Genomic DNA, 15758 nt, shown 5'->3' with positions numbered 1-15758 from the left:
GGAGCACTAGCCGATGAATTTGCGCTATAAATTATTTACGGCATTTTTGGGCCTGATTATCATTCCCTTATTTATTCTAGGCATGCTTATGTTTTTTGTAACTTATAACTCTATCGAGAAAAAGTATAGCCAGCAATCGGAATACTCTCTCAAAGCAATTAGTTACAGTATTTCTAATGTGTTAAAAGATATGGATAACGTTACAGACAACGGAATTGCTACCTCGGTTTTTCATATGGCCCTTAGCGCAGAAGATCCTGCTAATCAGGATTTAACTGATGCTGAGCAACTCAATTTGAATGCTAGCCAGCGCAATTTCCGTAGTCTGTTGTTTAACCACCCATCGATCAGCTATGCTTTTTTGTACAATTTTAACGGTAGAGGTAACTCTGAAATCGTGTCGCTTTTTACCAAGGAAAATTTCCGAACGCTACCCTATGATACATTCAAGAAAAGTGATTTGTACCAGGAAGTAATGGATTTGAATGGCGTGCCGAAATGGCTGGCTCCTCATGAATATCCCGAACTTACGGGAACTGAACCTGTGTTTACACAAATTCGACTCGTGAAGGAATTGAGCTTCTTTCAGAACATAGGTATCCTCGTTGTGCAGATCAAAAATTGGGAGTTCGAATCTATATTTCGCAATTTAAAAATTGGGGATAGCAATCAGGATGTTTCGTTTATGCTTGTAAATGATGACGGAATGATTCTATTCGACCCAGATCAAAAGCTGGATGGACAGGATATTCAGTCATTCGCGAATAAAGAGATTACCTTTAAAAAAGGGTTTCAGAGTTTCAAAACACAGTATAACGGGGAGAAAAGCATTCTCTCTATGTATCATTTGAAAGATTATCCATGGAGTCTAGTGTCTGTAACTTCATGGAACACTTTGTCTCGTGAAGTTACAGTATTTGCACGCTGGTTTGTCGGAGTAATTTTCCTTTGCTTTTTGGCAGCAGTGATCTTCAATTTATTCTTTATGAATCGGATTACTGGTGCAATAGCCGTAATTGTTCGTTTTATGCGACGGGTTGAGGATGGAGATCTGACTACGCGGGTAGAAGTAAAGGGGAATGATGAATTAACGCTTCTTGGTAAAGGCTTTAATGATCTTATGGATAAAATTAATGGGTTGTTTAACAGAATCCATGTGGAACAGCGTCGTAAGAATCAAGCGGAGATGCGTGTTCTACAGGCACAGATCAAACCACATTTTTTATTCAATACGTTAGAGTCGATTAATGTTCTGGCGATACAAAATGAAGGTAAGAAAGTTAGTGAGATGGTCTACAGACTGGCAAGTATTTTACGTATCAGCATTCAGGATCGAGAAGAAATTACACTGGATGAAGAAATTAAACATCTGCGCAATTATTTAGATATTCAAAAATTCAGGTTTGAGGATTTATTTGAATATGATATTAATATCCCACAAGAATTGATGAGTTGCGGCATTCTAAAGCTTACTTTGCAACCGCTTGTAGAGAATAGCATTCAGCATGGATTTGAGGGTATTGATTACAAAGGTCAAGTTTCTGTGAAAGTATGGGAGAAGCAAGGGGACTTGATTTTACGGATTGAAGATAACGGTATTGGTATTACACCGTCTCAGTTGTCCATTTTCCAATATATTGTGAATGATCCTGTGGAGCAAGAGGTTAAAGTTGAACGGGATAACCGGATGAATCTTGAACGTAGGGGTCTTGGCATTCGCAGTGTAGCAGATCGCATCCGCATTGAATACGGTGACAGGTACGGAATATTTATTTGTTCCAGTCCAGGCTATGGTACTATAATTCAATGTGTCATACCTAAATACGAGCAGGGGGAAGATCATTATGCTAAAAGTATTATTGGTAGATGACGAAGCCCCAATTCTGAATAATCTGAACAGAGTGTTGCCATGGCAGGAGATGGGTATGGAGGTCGTCGGTATGGCGCGCAGTGGTATGGACGCCTTGCGCATTGCTGAAGAGGAGCAACCCGATCTTGTGTTAAGTGACATTCGTATGCCAGTGATGGACGGGTTAACTTTTGTAGGAAAGTTGCGGGAAATTGGATTGGATAGTGAGGTGCTACTTCTTACCGGGTATCAGGAGTTTGACTATGCACGAGAAGCGATCCGGCTAGGGGTTAAAGAATACATTTGTAAGCCAATACATTATGAAGAACTTGGCAATAAGGTACGGGAGATCGGAGCTAATATCCGTAGTAAACAGTTTAAAAATAAACTGTATAACAGCATCCCCTTATTCCAGGAGATCCCTGGAGCAGACAATGATTCTGGCAAAAAAACACCGGATCAGCTAATGAACTTAGCCGCCCAATATATCACTGAACATCTCCACTCAGATATCGGGATTGAGGAAGTGGCGAATAAGATCAGCATTAGCGGCAGTTACTTCTGTCTCTTGTTTAAGAATCATTTTGCAATGACTTTCGTGGAATACGTAACACTACAGCGAATTGAAGCTGCTAAGTTTATGCTTACTAATAGCGATAAGAGCATTACGGTGATTGGTTCCGGAGTGGGTTATCAGGAACGACGTTATTTCACAAAGGTATTTCAGAAGCAGACGGGGATGTCTCCTAAGGAGTATCGCGACCGATGCCGGGCCGAAGCGCAGTGAGGTCGGCGTTACTGCAGTGTGGTGAGGTTTAGCGTCTCTGCGAGGAATATTTGGACTTACGGTCGCTGTTATTATCGGATTTCTTGATTAGAAACCGCAGCTCGCGGTTGAAATCCAATGATAGCATGATAAAGAGCAATGTGCGATTTACGTATGGCTGTGATAGAAGTACATAAGCTAAGATTAATTAAATGATTTTAAACAGTAGAGATGATTCACCTTGGTTTCCAAGGAGAATCATCTCTTTTCTCAATAGAAATATAATATGTTCCCTACACCCCCGAAAAAATATCATATGTTTTAAATAGAGTGTAAGAAAGATGTATAAGACGTTAGCAGAGCAATCGTGATTAGGGCTTTAGATTGGGATGAAGGGGAACTGGGAGAACTGAAAATGAATGTGGAATTGTGCTTTAAGAGCTACGGTCTGAGCCTGTTTTTCACTGATTTGTTTGCATGAGAGGTCAGCAATTGTATGGTCCAGGTTTTGAAGCAGGGAGTTATAGCTTGAGCATGGGATAGCCATTTCTTTGTCATGGTAGTTTTTACAAATGGCAGTGTGGTTCCCTACTCAACTTTGCATATTTTGTTTGCGAGATTACGAACAAAAGCAAATGAAAACGAATATACCTAGGCGCAAAATACACATATTTATATGGATAACCTCAATTTTTTCTGGGAGGAACTGAAAGGTTGGATTTGTTTTTTTTAATACTGAGTTAATCTTTCTTTACTTTAAAATGAAACTTTTTGCGGCCGAATGCGTCTAATACTATGTTTTGTTATAACGAACGTGGCAAAAAGCAATTCTTCCGCTCTGCTGAGGGCGGTTGCGTTTTTGCGGGGAATATAAGAGGAGTATGAAAAAGACAGAGACCTACTTATATTTACAAATAGGAGCAGAGGAGTCATATCATGGATTTAAAGAAATTAACGTTAGTTGCTGTTTTGGCCATATCTCAGGCCGCCTCGGCAGTGCCGGCTTTTGCCGAAGCTGTCAATAATACCTCCGGTAATACCAATGCAGTAGGAGCATCTGCCACATCTGTGACAGATGTAATGCCAGAAGCTACTGACCCATTGCCGCCAATGCCAACTGAGGTGCCAGGGGGAGTAGTATCACCTACACCAACTCCAACTCCAAATACTGGAGGAACAACTGAACCTACGACAACAACCGAACCTACATCAACAACGGTACCAACGCCTACTCCGATCCCTACTGCAACACCTGAAACTACTACACAGCCTACATCGACGGATGGTGTTCGTGCTGCGGCTAGTAATCAGCTTGTACTTATGATGAACAGCAACAAAATGTACCAAAACGGCGTTGAATATTTGGCTAATCAGCCAATGGCCGTGAAGAATGGTGTCTCATACGTTTCGATCCGGGCTATGGTAGAGCGCGTAGGTGTGAAATACGTTTATGATTATAAAACGAAAGAGACCATTGTTACCAAGGGAAGCGACGTTATGCGCTTTAAGACGGACAGTAAGATCTATTCCGTTAATGGTAAAAATGTGACGATGAAAGGTCCAGCTTATCAATTCAAGGGTACATTCATGGTTCCTTTGACGTCCATCACTGGAGCGTTAGGCATTCCTTATACTGTTGATAATGTGCAAAAACGGGTGATTCTTACGCTGAACACGAAGCCTAAAGCTTCTTTTACAGTGCCAACTCAAATTTATGCTGGTGATACAGTGAATTTTGTGACTTCCAGTTCTTCGCCGAATGGTTCGGCCATTGTCGATGAGCGTTGGGATGGAAATAAGCAGGATGTCTATGATACACCAGGGGTTTATGTAGTATCCTATTCCGTTATGGATGCGAATGGACAGTGGAGTGATCCTTATTCCGTGACCATCAATGTGCTTAAACCAAATACACCGCCAGTTGCTAATTTCACGACAGACAAGGATTCTTACAAGATGGGTGAAATGATCACTTATTCGGATCTAAGTAGCGACCCAGACGGTGATCAAATTGAAGTAACTTGGACAAACAAAGCAGAAGCTTTCTTCACTCCAGGTCCAGCAACAGTAGCCATTCAAGTAAAAGATTCACATGGCGCAATCAGCACTTTTGAGAAGACCATTAATATTTCGGATGAAGTCTTGTACAGTAAAGAAGATTTCTACAGATTATTCGCTTCTCCGGGTAGTGTATTTAACATCGACGGATCGATGGTTCCAACTTGGCAGAAGGTAGCCTATAACCTCTCTTCCGAGCCTTATACCCTTATTCGCAGTAACAGCCCAGAAACAGTGAATACGGAAGGGATCACGTATAAAGAAACATCATTCGGAGGAACTCGATTCTTGGTCCACCACAAGAATAATATGAATATTAAAACGAAGGTGTATGTGATTGCTAAGAATAACAATCTGTACCCTACAACAATTACAACAGAGTATGTAGGATTTGGTGGTCCAAACTCTTATCCTGAGGGTACTGGTAAAATGTCAGTGCAGCGGTACTGGGAGTCTATGCAGACCAGAAGAGATTATAAGACAACTGTCCTACAACCCGGGGAAAGCGTCTCGATTCTTACAGAACTAAACAAAACTGCGATGAAACCAGGCGAAATTGTTTCACTCCAAGCGGACTTATTTAGTGATTATCCTATTGAATATAATGTCATGATGATCGATGCAAATAAAGATCCGTTGACTACACTTCCTACACTTCCAATATTGGATCGTGATGGGGTGCATAACCGAGGAACTTATGCTGATTCTACACGCATCATCACGGTTAGCGATGAAGTAGGAGCAAGTCCTGTGAGACTTCTTATTGGTGACAATTCGAGTGATTTGAATTTGATCGGTGTAGACCCAATGAACGGTACTGAAGCATCCAATGCGGGTAATTTCGGCGTGTTATACAAAATCAAATTCGATCATGTCGCACCTAATTCCTTGGTTACGTTTAATCCACGTGGCGGTAATTACATGGGGCCAGTCATGGTTAACGGTCAAATCGTACACATGCCGACTTCGGGAAGTCTCTCATCCGCTGACATGAATAGTGTGATTTATCGTACTGGTGATTTTGGTGGCTCCGTGGAGATTTTGTTCACAGCAGCTTCTGGTAGTAACTTGCCGGTGAATTTCTTGGTAACACCGCTACCAGCGAAGAAATAACAGAATAGGTTTATCCCTTAAACACCATTTGGGATTCACCTTGCAATAAAAAGTCCGGCTGAATATTCCGCAAAGGAATACCAGCCGGACTTTTGTATTTAAATGTATGATTTACTCAGATGAACGCTCATGCGCACGGTTGATTCATTGACGGGGCATTTATTTTGGGGCATTATTAAGAGAGTGAATTATAAATGAACTGAAATGTAATGGGAGATGAGCGTATGCTGTCGACAGAACAAATATTAGAAGTCATGTCGGGGCAAGGTCTGCGAATCACCGACCAACGCAAAACGCTTGCCAAGTTATTCGGCGAGAATAAGGGTTATTTGTCAGCGAAGGATGTCTATGAGCATATGGGCCGCAAGTATAGCGGACTTAGCTTTGATACCGTGTACCGCAATCTGCGTGTAATGGAAGAGCTTGGTGTACTTGAACAAATCGTCTTTGAAGACGGAGTGAAATTCAAGGGAAGCTGTAATCATCAGGATCACCATCATCATATGATCTGCCTTCAATGCGAGAAAACCTACCCGATTAATTTCTGCCCGATGAATTTAACGGATACACCTGATCAATTCCGGGTAGTCAAGCATAAATTTGAGGTGTTCGGTTATTGCAAAGAATGTGAAGAGAACCGGGAAGAAGAACTAGTCGCAGCAGCTAATCACAAAAAAGGGGTTTAAGGATGGCGACCCTTCGAAGAACGATTCAGGCTCCCATTCGGGTGTACCGCAAGTACATTTCCCCGATTAAGCCTGCCACTTGTCGCTTCTATCCAACCTGCTCTGCCTATGCATTGGAAGCGATTGAAGTCCATGGTCCTCTAAAAGGCTCATGGCTTGCTGCCAAGCGGATTGCTAGATGCCATCCCTTCCATCCAGGGGGACTTGATCCGGTTCCGCCTCTTGAGGAACACCCCACGAAGAAGGATTCTGCTCGCGCGACTTGACACGAACCCTTGCCATTGGGTATATTCACAATAATAGTATGAATTCCGAGGAACGGATGAGTAAATCGGTACGTCCATTACAGAGAGCCGGAACGAGCTGAAAGCCGGCATGGAGCGTTAGATTGAATATGGTCCGGGAGGAACTGTGTTCGAGCGGGAACTGCAATTAAGGTTCACGTAAGATAACGGCGTGTTCCAGCGTTAATGGACAGTTCCCGCGAGGGAACTGGCGAAGCCTGTTCTCTGTGAAGAGACAGGAAATTTGGGTGGTATCGCGTGAGTTATACTCTCGCCCCATTATAGGGGCGGGAGTTTTTTGTCTTTTTATGAAAGAAAGGATGATTAATCAATGAGCGAGAAGAAAACTTTTTACTTAACTACACCAATCTACTATCCGAGTGATAAGCTGCATATCGGACATGCTTATTCTACCGTAGCTGGAGATGCAATGGCTCGCTACAAACGTCTACGCGGCTATGATGTACGGTATCTTACAGGTACAGACGAGCATGGTCAAAAGATTGAACGGAAGGCAGAGGAAGCTGGCAAAACCCCTCAGCAGTTCGTAGATGACATCGTTGTTGGTATTAAAGAATTATGGCGCAAGCTAGACATCTCCAATGATGACTTTATCCGTACAACGGAAGAACGTCATAAAAAGGTTGTTCAGGATATTTTTGATCGACTGCTCAAGCAAGGTGACATCTATAAAGGTGAATACGAAGGCTGGTACAGTATTCCGGATGAAACCTTTTATACAGAAACACAATTGGTTGATATCGTTCGAGATGACAATGGCTTAATCATTGGCGCAAAAAGCCCAGATAGCGGTCATCCCGTTGAACTGGTGAAGGAAGCGAGTTATTTCTTCCGGATGAGTAAATATGCAGATCGATTGCTGCAATTTTATGAGGAGAATCCGGAGTTTATTTTGCCAGAATCCCGTAAGAACGAAATGATCAATAACTTTATCAAGCCTGGTCTGGAGGATCTTGCGGTTTCCCGTACGACATTCGATTGGGGAGTTAAAGTTAAAGGTGACGAAAAGCATGTAGTGTACGTATGGATTGATGCTTTGACGAACTATATTACTGCTTTGGGTTACGGCTCCGAGGATCGCAGTCTGTACGATAATTTCTGGCCTGCAGACGTACACATCGTCGGCAAAGAAATCGTCCGTTTCCATACGATATACTGGCCGATTATTCTAATGGCACTGGGTGAACCTCTTCCGAAACAAGTGTTTGCACATGGCTGGCTGCTTATGAAGGATGGCAAAATGTCGAAATCCAAGGGTAATGTAGTAGATCCTGTTACTCTGATTGATCGTTACGGCCTGGATGCACTGCGTTATTACCTGCTACGGGAAGTACCGTTTGGTTCGGATGGTACATTCACACCTGAAAGCTTTGTAGATCGGGTTAACTATGATCTTGCTAATGACCTTGGTAACCTGTTGAACCGGACAGGTGCGATGGTGGAGAAGTATTTCGGTGGAGAGCTTCCAGCATATGAGGGAAATGTAACAGCTTTTGATGGTGAGCTTCAAGCAGCGGCAGAGAACACTTATGCCAAAGTAGAAGAAGCAATGGAAAAAATGGAGTTCTCCGTAGCGCTGACAGCTATCGGGACGTTTATCAGCCGTACCAATAAATATATTGATGAGACGCAGCCATGGGTGCTTGCTAAGGATGAGAGCAGAACTGCCGAGTTGGCCTCAGTGATGAGACATCTCGTGGAAGGTCTTCGTACGGCTTCCATTCTTCTGCAACCATTCGTGACGCAAACCCCAGCGAAGATTTGGGAACAGCTTGGAATCGAATCAGGTGAGCTGACGACATGGGACAGCGGCAAGACCTTCGGTCTGATTCCGGCAGGAACGAAGCTGGTAAAAGGCAATCCTATCTTCCCGCGTCTGGATGTGGAGCAAGAGGTAGCTTATATCGCAGAAGCAATGGGCGCTGGTAAGCCAACTGCTGAAGTGACCGAAGCAGCACCTGCTGCGACTACAGTATCGGAGCCTGAGGAAGAGCATAAAGAAGAGATCGGCATCGACGATTTCGCGAAGGCTGAGCTACGTGTAGCTCAAGTCATTGCGGCTGAGCCCGTTAAGAAAGCCGACAAGCTGCTGAAGCTACAATTGGATCTAGGTTATGAGCAGCGTCAAGTCGTTTCTGGTATCGCGAAGTTTTACACACCGGAAGAGTTGGTGGGACAGAAAGTGATTTGTATTGTGAATCTTAAGCCAGTGAAGCTTCGTGGGGAGTTATCTCAAGGAATGATTCTAGCGGCTTCTAAAGGTGATCAGTTGACCATCGCCACAGTTCCAGACAGCATGCCAAATGGAGCTATTGTGAAGTAAGACTAGTTATGTAGAATATATAAATGTAATTGTTATATTAAGAAAGGGAATGTTCCTTCAGCTGGATAAGCTGTGGGAACATTCCTTTTTTCAAAGTATAAGCAGGGTTAAGGTTCAGAGTCATCTTACCAGGATTTATTGTTGACTTATCGTAATGATTACTATTATACTTCTAATAGTAAAGATTACGATTTGAGAGGAAGATCAATTTAATGGTTGCTATGAAGTCACGAATAAGTCTGCTTATACTTGCACTGGTGCTTGTATTTACACTCACTGCATGTGGACCTAAGAGCAGTGGAAGTATAGTTGAAGGGAAAGTAAATGTTGTAACCACTTTTTATCCTATTTATGAGTTTACTCGGGAAATTGGTGGAGATGATATAAATGCCATTAATTTGCTTCCAGTTGGCGTAGAGCCACATGATTGGACACCGCGCAGTCAGGATATTATCAACACCTCCAAAGCGCAATTGTTCCTGTATAATGGAGCAGGGCTTGAGGGTTGGGTTCCTAATTTTCTAAAAGGACTTGATAGTAGCAGCAAGGCGGTAGCCGTTGAAGTAAGTAAAGGCATTGATTTAATAATGACCGATGAAGATGACGGACATGATCACGGGGGGAGTGGTGAAGAGGATCATCATGAGGAAGATGCTGATCATAATAGCCATGCTGCTGGGGACAGCCTTCATACAGACCCACATACCTGGGTAAGCCCGAAGTCAGCGATCATTATGGCCCGCAATATAAAAGAAAGTCTTCAGTCCGTGGACCCAGAGCATAAAGATAGTTATGAAGAGCGTTACAATAAGCTTGCTGAACGTTTACAGGCTTTGGATAGTAAATTTGAACAAGAGCTTACAAAGCTGCCTAACCACAAAATTGTAGTCTCGCACCAAGCATTTTCATACCTTACTCGTGATTATGGGCTTGAACAGCATGCGATTATGGGATTATCCCCAGACGCTGAGCCGCGTGGACAGGATTTAGTGAACCTGGCGAAGATGGTTAAAGAAGAAGACATTCGGTATATCTTTTTTGAAGAGCTGGTCTCCGATAAACTGGCTAAGACGTTAGCAGCTGAAGCCGGTGTGTCTACAATGGTTCTTAATCCGGTAGAGGGTCTTACTGCGGAGCAAGAAAAGAACGGGGATAACTACTTCACCTTGATGGAGAAAAATTTGCAAAATCTGATTATGGCTTTACAATAAAAAGGAAAGTATAAGGAAAAGGCGGTGCTTAAGCATGCAATCGGTATCCTTGGACTGCCATCAGCATATCATCGATATACAGGATCTTTCTTTTTCATATGGCGAACAGAAGGTTATTTCGAATCTTAACTATAGTGTAAGAGAGCGAGACTTCCTCGGTATCATTGGTTCTAATGGCGCTGGTAAAACAACACTGATGAAGATGATTGTCGGTTTGCTTCCGGCTAGCAGTGGTGAAATTAAATTATTCGGAACGACTGTCCGCAAGTTTAAAGACTGGGAACGGATAGGTTATGTTCCGCAAAAGAACGCCTTCAACCCGCTGTTTCCAGCAACGGTGCGTGAAGTAGTGTTATCTGGTTTGTACAACAACAAGAATCTTATTCGAAGAGTATCTAAGGCTCAGCATCGTCAGTGCGAAGATGCACTGGAAGTGATGCGAATACAAGATATTGCGGAGAAAAGAGTAGGCCAGCTGTCAGGCGGTCAGCAGCAGCGTGTATTTCTGGCGCGTGCTTTGATCAACCATCCGGACTTGCTGATTTTGGATGAGCCTACAGTCGGTATTGATGCTGAATCACAAGCAGGATTCTTTGATTTAATTACACATATGCATGCCCATCATCATATGACATTCCTAATGGTGTCGCATGATATCGACATGATTAAGAATTACTTAGGTAATGAACCTGTGCAAACGAACGGCAAGATTAACTTTTTCTCCCGTCACTCTCATGATTTGCAGAATTGTACGGAAGAGAACCTGCAGCATACGCTTTCTTAGGTCTTAGTTAAACTCTGATAGTAGAAGAGGTCTCTCTATTATTGGCGGGCATACATAGAGCTGGAGAGTGGGAATTGCAAGCAGTTGAGATCAGCTTAAAGCGGTATTTGACCTTTCCGTATCTAAATACCGCGACGCTGTAAGCGTGCCCCGTAAGGGGCGAAAGCGATCTTTCCCCGACCTATCTAGGTTCAGTAACCCGTCCTCCTACGCTAGTTGATCTTAGCGGGTGTCCAGAGGGCAGAGCCCTTGGGGCCCTCCCTTGGAAGGGAGGGTTTGGGAGGGATCGAAAAAAGGTTTTAATAAAAGCTTTTAAAAATGTTTCAATTGTTCTACGGAGGAGAGTTAAAGTTGGAAATTCTATTTAGCGATTTTTTTCAGCGGGCGCTGGCAGGCGGTCTATTGATTGGCATTACAGCGCCGCTTATAGGCGTTTTTCTTGTGCTCAGACGTTTATCCATGATTGGGGATACGCTGGCTCATGTTACAATAGCCGGTGTAGCACTTGGTTTTTTAATAGGTGTCTATCCGCTGGGAGCAGGTCTTATATTTGCAGTGGTGGCTTCCTTCGCGATTGAGAAGCTTCGCAAGGCTTATAAGAGTTATGCAGAGCTCTCGATTGCCATAATTATGTCGGGCGGGGTGGCCTTAGCCTCACTCTTTTTCACCTTAGGAAAAGGTTATAATGCAGACGTTATGAGTTATTTGTTCGGTAGCATTTATACACTAGATAATATCGATTTAATCGTAGTAGGGATAGTAACGATAGCTGTTGTAGTAGTAGTTACGATGTTCTTTAAGGAGTTCTTTTTGCTTAGCTTTGAAGAGGATGCTGCGAGTGTCAGCGGACTGCCTGTGAAGCTGCTTAACATGCTGATTACCATTCTGACGGCGCTTGTAATTAGCACAGCGATCAAAATTGTCGGATCCTTGCTAGTATCTGCTCTACTAACCATTCCGGTGGCAATTAGCTTATTGCTGTCTCGAAGCTTTAAATCCTCGGTCATCCTATCGGTCATTATTTCGGAAATTGCTGTTGTAGGCGGACTAGTAGTAGCAGGAGTTTGGAATCTGGCCCCTGGTGCTACCATTGTGCTTTTACTCATATCGTTTTTAGTGTTGACCTTGATCGGCAAAAAGGGTTTGCCAGCATAAACAGCGAATAAAAAATACGGTACATTAGGTAGGAGTAAAGCTACAAGGTTCCATGAAGTGACTCGAATGCTGGAAGGAGAGCCGCTACTTTGTCTAATATCAATGCAGGAATAGCCTTAGCAGCAGGGGTAGCATCGTTTATATCACCTTGCTGTTTACCGCTCTATCCCTCTTATTTATCGTATATTACCGGATTATCCGTTCAACAATTGAAATCAGGCAGCAATACCAAAGAGGTCCGTATACGCACGATAACCCATACATTGGCATTTATTTTAGGATTTTCAGCGGTTTTTTACACACTGGGGTTTGGTGCAGGACTATTCGGACAATTCTTTAATGGGCAGCGTGATCTGATTCGGCAATTATCGGCGATTCTGATTATTGTGATGGGATTATTTCTGCTTGGGATCTTTCAGCCGCAGTTTTTACTTCGTGAACGCAAGCTTGATTTAAAATGGAAGCCGGCGGGTTATGTGGGATCGTTTATATTTGGGATCGGTTTTTCTGCTGGGTGGTCTCCATGCATAGGTCCGATTCTAACCGCGATTATTGCACTTTCCGCAAGTGAGCCTGGCACGTGGTTCACATTGATTACGGCCTATAGCATCGGATTCGCATTGCCCTTCTTTGTCTTAGCATTCTTCCTTGGTGGAGCCAAACGTATCCTTAAGTATTCAAATGTGCTGATGAAGATTGGTGGCGTTCTCATGGTATTCATGGGGGTGCTGCTCTTTACGGATCAAATGTTTCGGATCACAGTGTGGCTGCAGGGAATAACACCTGATTGGCTCATTTTTTGAAATATAAGAATTTATATGCTGCGCAACTATAATATCATTATATTTCTCGCATAAACGTTAGGTGAATTAATCAATTCCTATTTCAGGAAAATGCTCGAAATTCCGCTCTGTGATAAACTCTCGCAGGGCGGTTTGCTGTTCATCTGGATGGACATACTTGTTCTGCCCCCAGCCCAATATAAGCATGGCAAACATGTGCAACTCTTCTGCAAGTTCCTTTGAAGGACTTGCCAAGGTGCGTTAGTAACATGTATCATTGTTAGAGCAAGGTTTGGCCCGGCGCCATGCTCATTATAGAAAAGAGGTAAAGTTTAATGCCAACACCCAGCATGGAGGATTATTTGGAGCGCATATACAAGCTTATAGATGAGAAAGGTTATGCGCGGGTCTCGGATATTGCCGAGGGACTGGAAGTACACCCCTCATCTGTGACCAAGATGATCCAAAAACTGGATAAGGACGAATATCTCATCTATGAGAAATATCGTGGGCTTGTCCTAACCAACAAAGGGAAAAAAGTAGGGAAACGTCTTGTTGATCGTCATCAACTATTGGAGGAATTCCTCGGATTGATCGGAGTACAGCAGGAATATATTTATAATGATGTTGAAGGAATCGAACATCACTTAAGTTGGGATTCGATTACGCGGATTGAAACGTTGGTAGAATATTTCCGCCGCGACGAAGAACGTATACAGACTTTATATGCGATTCACAATGAACTGGCAAGCGATTCTTAAAATGTTTTTTCCCGAAACGGATACTGCCCTAAAAGTTATGCGCAGCAAGGCTTTCGTGAGCATAATCAGTGGATAGTATAGCCGTTTCTATTTTGTTTAGTGCAACCTTTCCCAGTTTTTAGCGTCAAAACGGATACAGTCCTTTTTAAAATATAAGAGAGTATGAGTTTTTTTCGATACTTCTTATATTTCTTGCAGAGACAGATACCGCCTTTTTAGAAGGAGGCATTCTCTCATCTGCATGGAGGATTTATCCGTTTTTTCTTTTTTTGGATACATATTTTTTAGATTTGGGGAGGAATTATGAATTATCGTAAATGGATGTTGGGATTGTTAGTACTTATGTTGTTTCTGCCTTTATGGTCTCCTGGTGCACGTGCGGCAGCGGTGCAAATTACCATTGAACTGGATGGAGAGGCGCTGGCTAGTGATGTGCCCCCGTATATCACAGCCTCCAATGTAACGATGGTGCCAATTAGTGTGATCAGTAAAGGATTAAATGCCGGTGTAGTGTGGAATCAAAGTAGTAAGACGGTTACGATCACTCAAGGAGATACGGTCCTTAAGCTGACTAGTGGCCAGAAAAATGCGTTAGTAAACGATGCTTCCGTAGCACTGGACACTTCAGTCCAGATCAAACAGGGGCGGGTAATGGTGCCGATTCGTTTTGTAAGTGAACAATTGGGATTGCAGGTGTTATGGGATCAGGTCAACAAGCATATTTCCTTATTATCAAACACTGAGCCGCCACAATCTGTCGATCCGGAAACACCAACGACGCCAACCTTGCCAACGATACCTACTATCCCTGGTGGATCGACTAGTAAGGAAATGAAGGGAGCCTGGATCTCCACAGTGTTTAATCTGGACTGGCCTTCAGTGTCTTCGGCGGGTAATGAAGCGAAACAAAAGCAGGAGTTTGATAATCTGTTAGACAAGCTAAAGGCAGTTGGTTTTAATGCTGTATTTGTTCAGGTTAGACCTTCAGCAGACAGCCTATATCCATCTACTTTAGTTCCTTGGTCTAAGGTATTGACGGGTACACAGGGGAAGAATCCGGGATATGATCCACTAAGCTATATGGTTAGTGCTGCTCATTCACGCGGCATGCAGTTTCATGCTTGGTTCAACCCATTCCGCGCAACAACAGATGCTTCCACATCAGCTTTAGCTAGTAACCATGTGGCAAAAGCACATCCAGAATGGATTGTGAATGCCGATGGTAAGAAATACATTAATCCAGGTATTCCGGAGGCTCGCCAACATATCATCGACACGGTGATGGAAGTTGTTAAAGGTTACGATATAGATGGCGTCCATTTGGATGATTACTTTTATCCTTCAAATGTTTCTTTTGCCGATGATGCTGCTTATACGACCTACAATACGAAAAACCTTTCTAAAGCCGATTGGCGTCGAGATAATATTAATGAATTTGTCCGTCAGTTGGGAGAACAGATTCATATGGTGAAACCGAAGGCTTCTTATGGAATCAGTCCTTTTGGAGTATGGCGCAATGTTAAAAATGATAGTACGGGTTCGGACACTAGTGCAGGAGTTTCTGCTTATGACAGCATGTATGCGGATGTTCGGACATGGATTAAGCAGGGCTGGGTTGATTATGTCGCTCCACAAATTTATTGGAGTTTGTCCTTTAGCACAGCCCGCTATGACAAGTTAGTGGATTGGTGGGTAAATGAAGTTAAGAATACGAATGTTAAGCTCTACATTGGGCTAGCTGGGTATAAGGTCGGAGCAAGTGATCAAAAGGCAGAATGGCAAAGTGGAGATCAGATTATTAATCAGCTCAAATATAATGAGAAGTACAAAGAGGTTGCAGGTAGTATTATGTTCAGAGCGAATGACGTCGTAGTCCGCAATCCGTTTGGGTTGTCGAGTTTATTGACATTTTATTTTAAGTCCTAATAAGATAGCTGTTATTCATAAGGAGTCATGAATGTTCCC

General features: G+C 43.0%; 13 protein-coding genes and 1 other annotated feature. Of the genes, 12 read left to right on the top strand and 1 reads right to left on the bottom strand.

The features are described from left to right. Nucleotides 1-13 precede the first annotated feature (13 nt). From MHH52_RS20945 to MHH52_RS20900, 10 genes are all read left to right on the top strand, one after another. A complete protein-coding gene (locus tag MHH52_RS20945) occupies nt 14-1870 on the top strand; it encodes a sensor histidine kinase (RefSeq protein WP_340004281.1) in 1857 nt (618 codons plus the stop codon). Beyond that, entirely contained in the window at nt 1845-2636 is a 792-nt protein-coding gene (locus MHH52_RS20940; RefSeq protein WP_340004280.1) for a response regulator, read from the top strand. The genes MHH52_RS20945 and MHH52_RS20940 overlap by 26 nt, the downstream gene beginning before the upstream one ends. A 915-nt stretch (nt 2637-3551) precedes the next feature. Next, a complete protein-coding gene (locus MHH52_RS20935; protein WP_340004279.1) occupies nt 3552-5786 on the top strand; it encodes a stalk domain-containing protein in 2235 nt (744 codons plus the stop codon). A gap of 224 nt (nt 5787-6010) precedes the next feature. Beyond that, complete coding sequence (locus MHH52_RS20930) at nt 6011-6472, top strand: Fur family transcriptional regulator (protein WP_042129860.1); 462 nt, start codon at nt 6011-6013, stop codon at nt 6470-6472. Between the two features lie 2 nt (nt 6473-6474). Then, a complete protein-coding gene (gene yidD, locus MHH52_RS20925) occupies nt 6475-6738 on the top strand; it encodes a membrane protein insertion efficiency factor YidD (protein ID WP_234532379.1) in 264 nt (87 codons plus the stop codon). Nucleotides 6739-6777: 39 nt separating this feature from the next. After that, nucleotides 6778-7038, top strand: a binding site (T-box leader). Between the two features lie 49 nt (nt 7039-7087). Continuing rightward, nucleotides 7088-9100, top strand: a complete 2013-nt coding sequence (metG, locus tag MHH52_RS20920) for a methionine--tRNA ligase (RefSeq protein WP_340004278.1) — start codon at nt 7088-7090, stop codon at nt 9098-9100. Between the two features lie 221 nt (nt 9101-9321). Further along, nucleotides 9322-10311, top strand: a complete 990-nt coding sequence (locus MHH52_RS20915) for a zinc ABC transporter substrate-binding protein (RefSeq protein WP_313638837.1) — start codon at nt 9322-9324, stop codon at nt 10309-10311. A 34-nt stretch (nt 10312-10345) separates the two neighbouring features. Beyond that, complete coding sequence (locus MHH52_RS20910) at nt 10346-11095, top strand: metal ABC transporter ATP-binding protein (RefSeq protein WP_340004277.1); 750 nt, start codon at nt 10346-10348, stop codon at nt 11093-11095. Between the two features lie 351 nt (nt 11096-11446). After that, a complete protein-coding gene (locus MHH52_RS20905) occupies nt 11447-12250 on the top strand; it encodes a metal ABC transporter permease (RefSeq protein WP_313638799.1) in 804 nt (267 codons plus the stop codon). A gap of 89 nt (nt 12251-12339) precedes the next feature. Continuing rightward, on the top strand, nt 12340-13053 hold the full coding sequence (locus MHH52_RS20900; RefSeq protein WP_313638798.1) for a cytochrome c biogenesis protein CcdA: 714 nt from the start codon (nt 12340-12342) through the stop codon (nt 13051-13053). Nucleotides 13054-13119: 66 nt separating this feature from the next. Here MHH52_RS20900 and MHH52_RS20895 read toward each other — a convergent pair whose 3' ends face one another. Beyond that, nucleotides 13120-13248 (bottom strand): hypothetical protein, encoded by a 129-nt coding sequence (locus MHH52_RS20895; RefSeq protein ID WP_313638839.1) that lies wholly within the window; start codon nt 13246-13248, stop codon nt 13120-13122. 119 nt (nt 13249-13367) lie between these two features. Between MHH52_RS20895 and mntR the strand changes: the two genes are divergently transcribed. Further along, nucleotides 13368-13793 (top strand): transcriptional regulator MntR, encoded by a 426-nt coding sequence (gene mntR / locus MHH52_RS20890; RefSeq protein WP_313638797.1) that lies wholly within the window; start codon nt 13368-13370, stop codon nt 13791-13793. A 303-nt stretch (nt 13794-14096) separates the two neighbouring features. After that, nucleotides 14097-15719 (top strand): family 10 glycosylhydrolase, encoded by a 1623-nt coding sequence (locus MHH52_RS20885; RefSeq protein WP_340004276.1) that lies wholly within the window; start codon nt 14097-14099, stop codon nt 15717-15719. Nucleotides 15720-15758 lie beyond the last annotated feature (39 nt).

This window comes from Paenibacillus sp. FSL K6-0276, from assembly GCF_037977235.1.
Classification (GTDB): Bacteria; Bacillota; Bacilli; order Paenibacillales; family Paenibacillaceae; genus Paenibacillus_AQ.
Note: the sequence above shows the minus strand (reverse complement) of the source record. Positions and strands in the feature narration are given on the sequence as shown.

Coding starts and splice junctions, on each gene's coding strand:
- MHH52_RS20945 (WP_340004281.1), top strand. CDS start 14: ATGAATTTGCGCTATAAATTATTTACGGCATTTTTGGGCCTGATTATC.
- MHH52_RS20940 (WP_340004280.1), top strand. CDS start 1,845: ATGCTAAAAGTATTATTGGTAGATGACGAAGCCCCAATTCTGAATAAT.
- MHH52_RS20935 (WP_340004279.1), top strand. CDS start 3,552: ATGGATTTAAAGAAATTAACGTTAGTTGCTGTTTTGGCCATATCTCAG.
- MHH52_RS20930 (WP_042129860.1), top strand. CDS start 6,011: ATGCTGTCGACAGAACAAATATTAGAAGTCATGTCGGGGCAAGGTCTG.
- yidD (WP_234532379.1), top strand. CDS start 6,475: ATGGCGACCCTTCGAAGAACGATTCAGGCTCCCATTCGGGTGTACCGC.
- metG (WP_340004278.1), top strand. CDS start 7,088: ATGAGCGAGAAGAAAACTTTTTACTTAACTACACCAATCTACTATCCG.
- MHH52_RS20915 (WP_313638837.1), top strand. CDS start 9,322: ATGAAGTCACGAATAAGTCTGCTTATACTTGCACTGGTGCTTGTATTT.
- MHH52_RS20910 (WP_340004277.1), top strand. CDS start 10,346: ATGCAATCGGTATCCTTGGACTGCCATCAGCATATCATCGATATACAG.
- MHH52_RS20895 (WP_313638839.1), bottom strand. CDS start 13,248: ATGTTTGCCATGCTTATATTGGGCTGGGGGCAGAACAAGTATGTCCAT.
- mntR (WP_313638797.1), top strand. CDS start 13,368: ATGCCAACACCCAGCATGGAGGATTATTTGGAGCGCATATACAAGCTT.
- MHH52_RS20885 (WP_340004276.1), top strand. CDS start 14,097: ATGAATTATCGTAAATGGATGTTGGGATTGTTAGTACTTATGTTGTTT.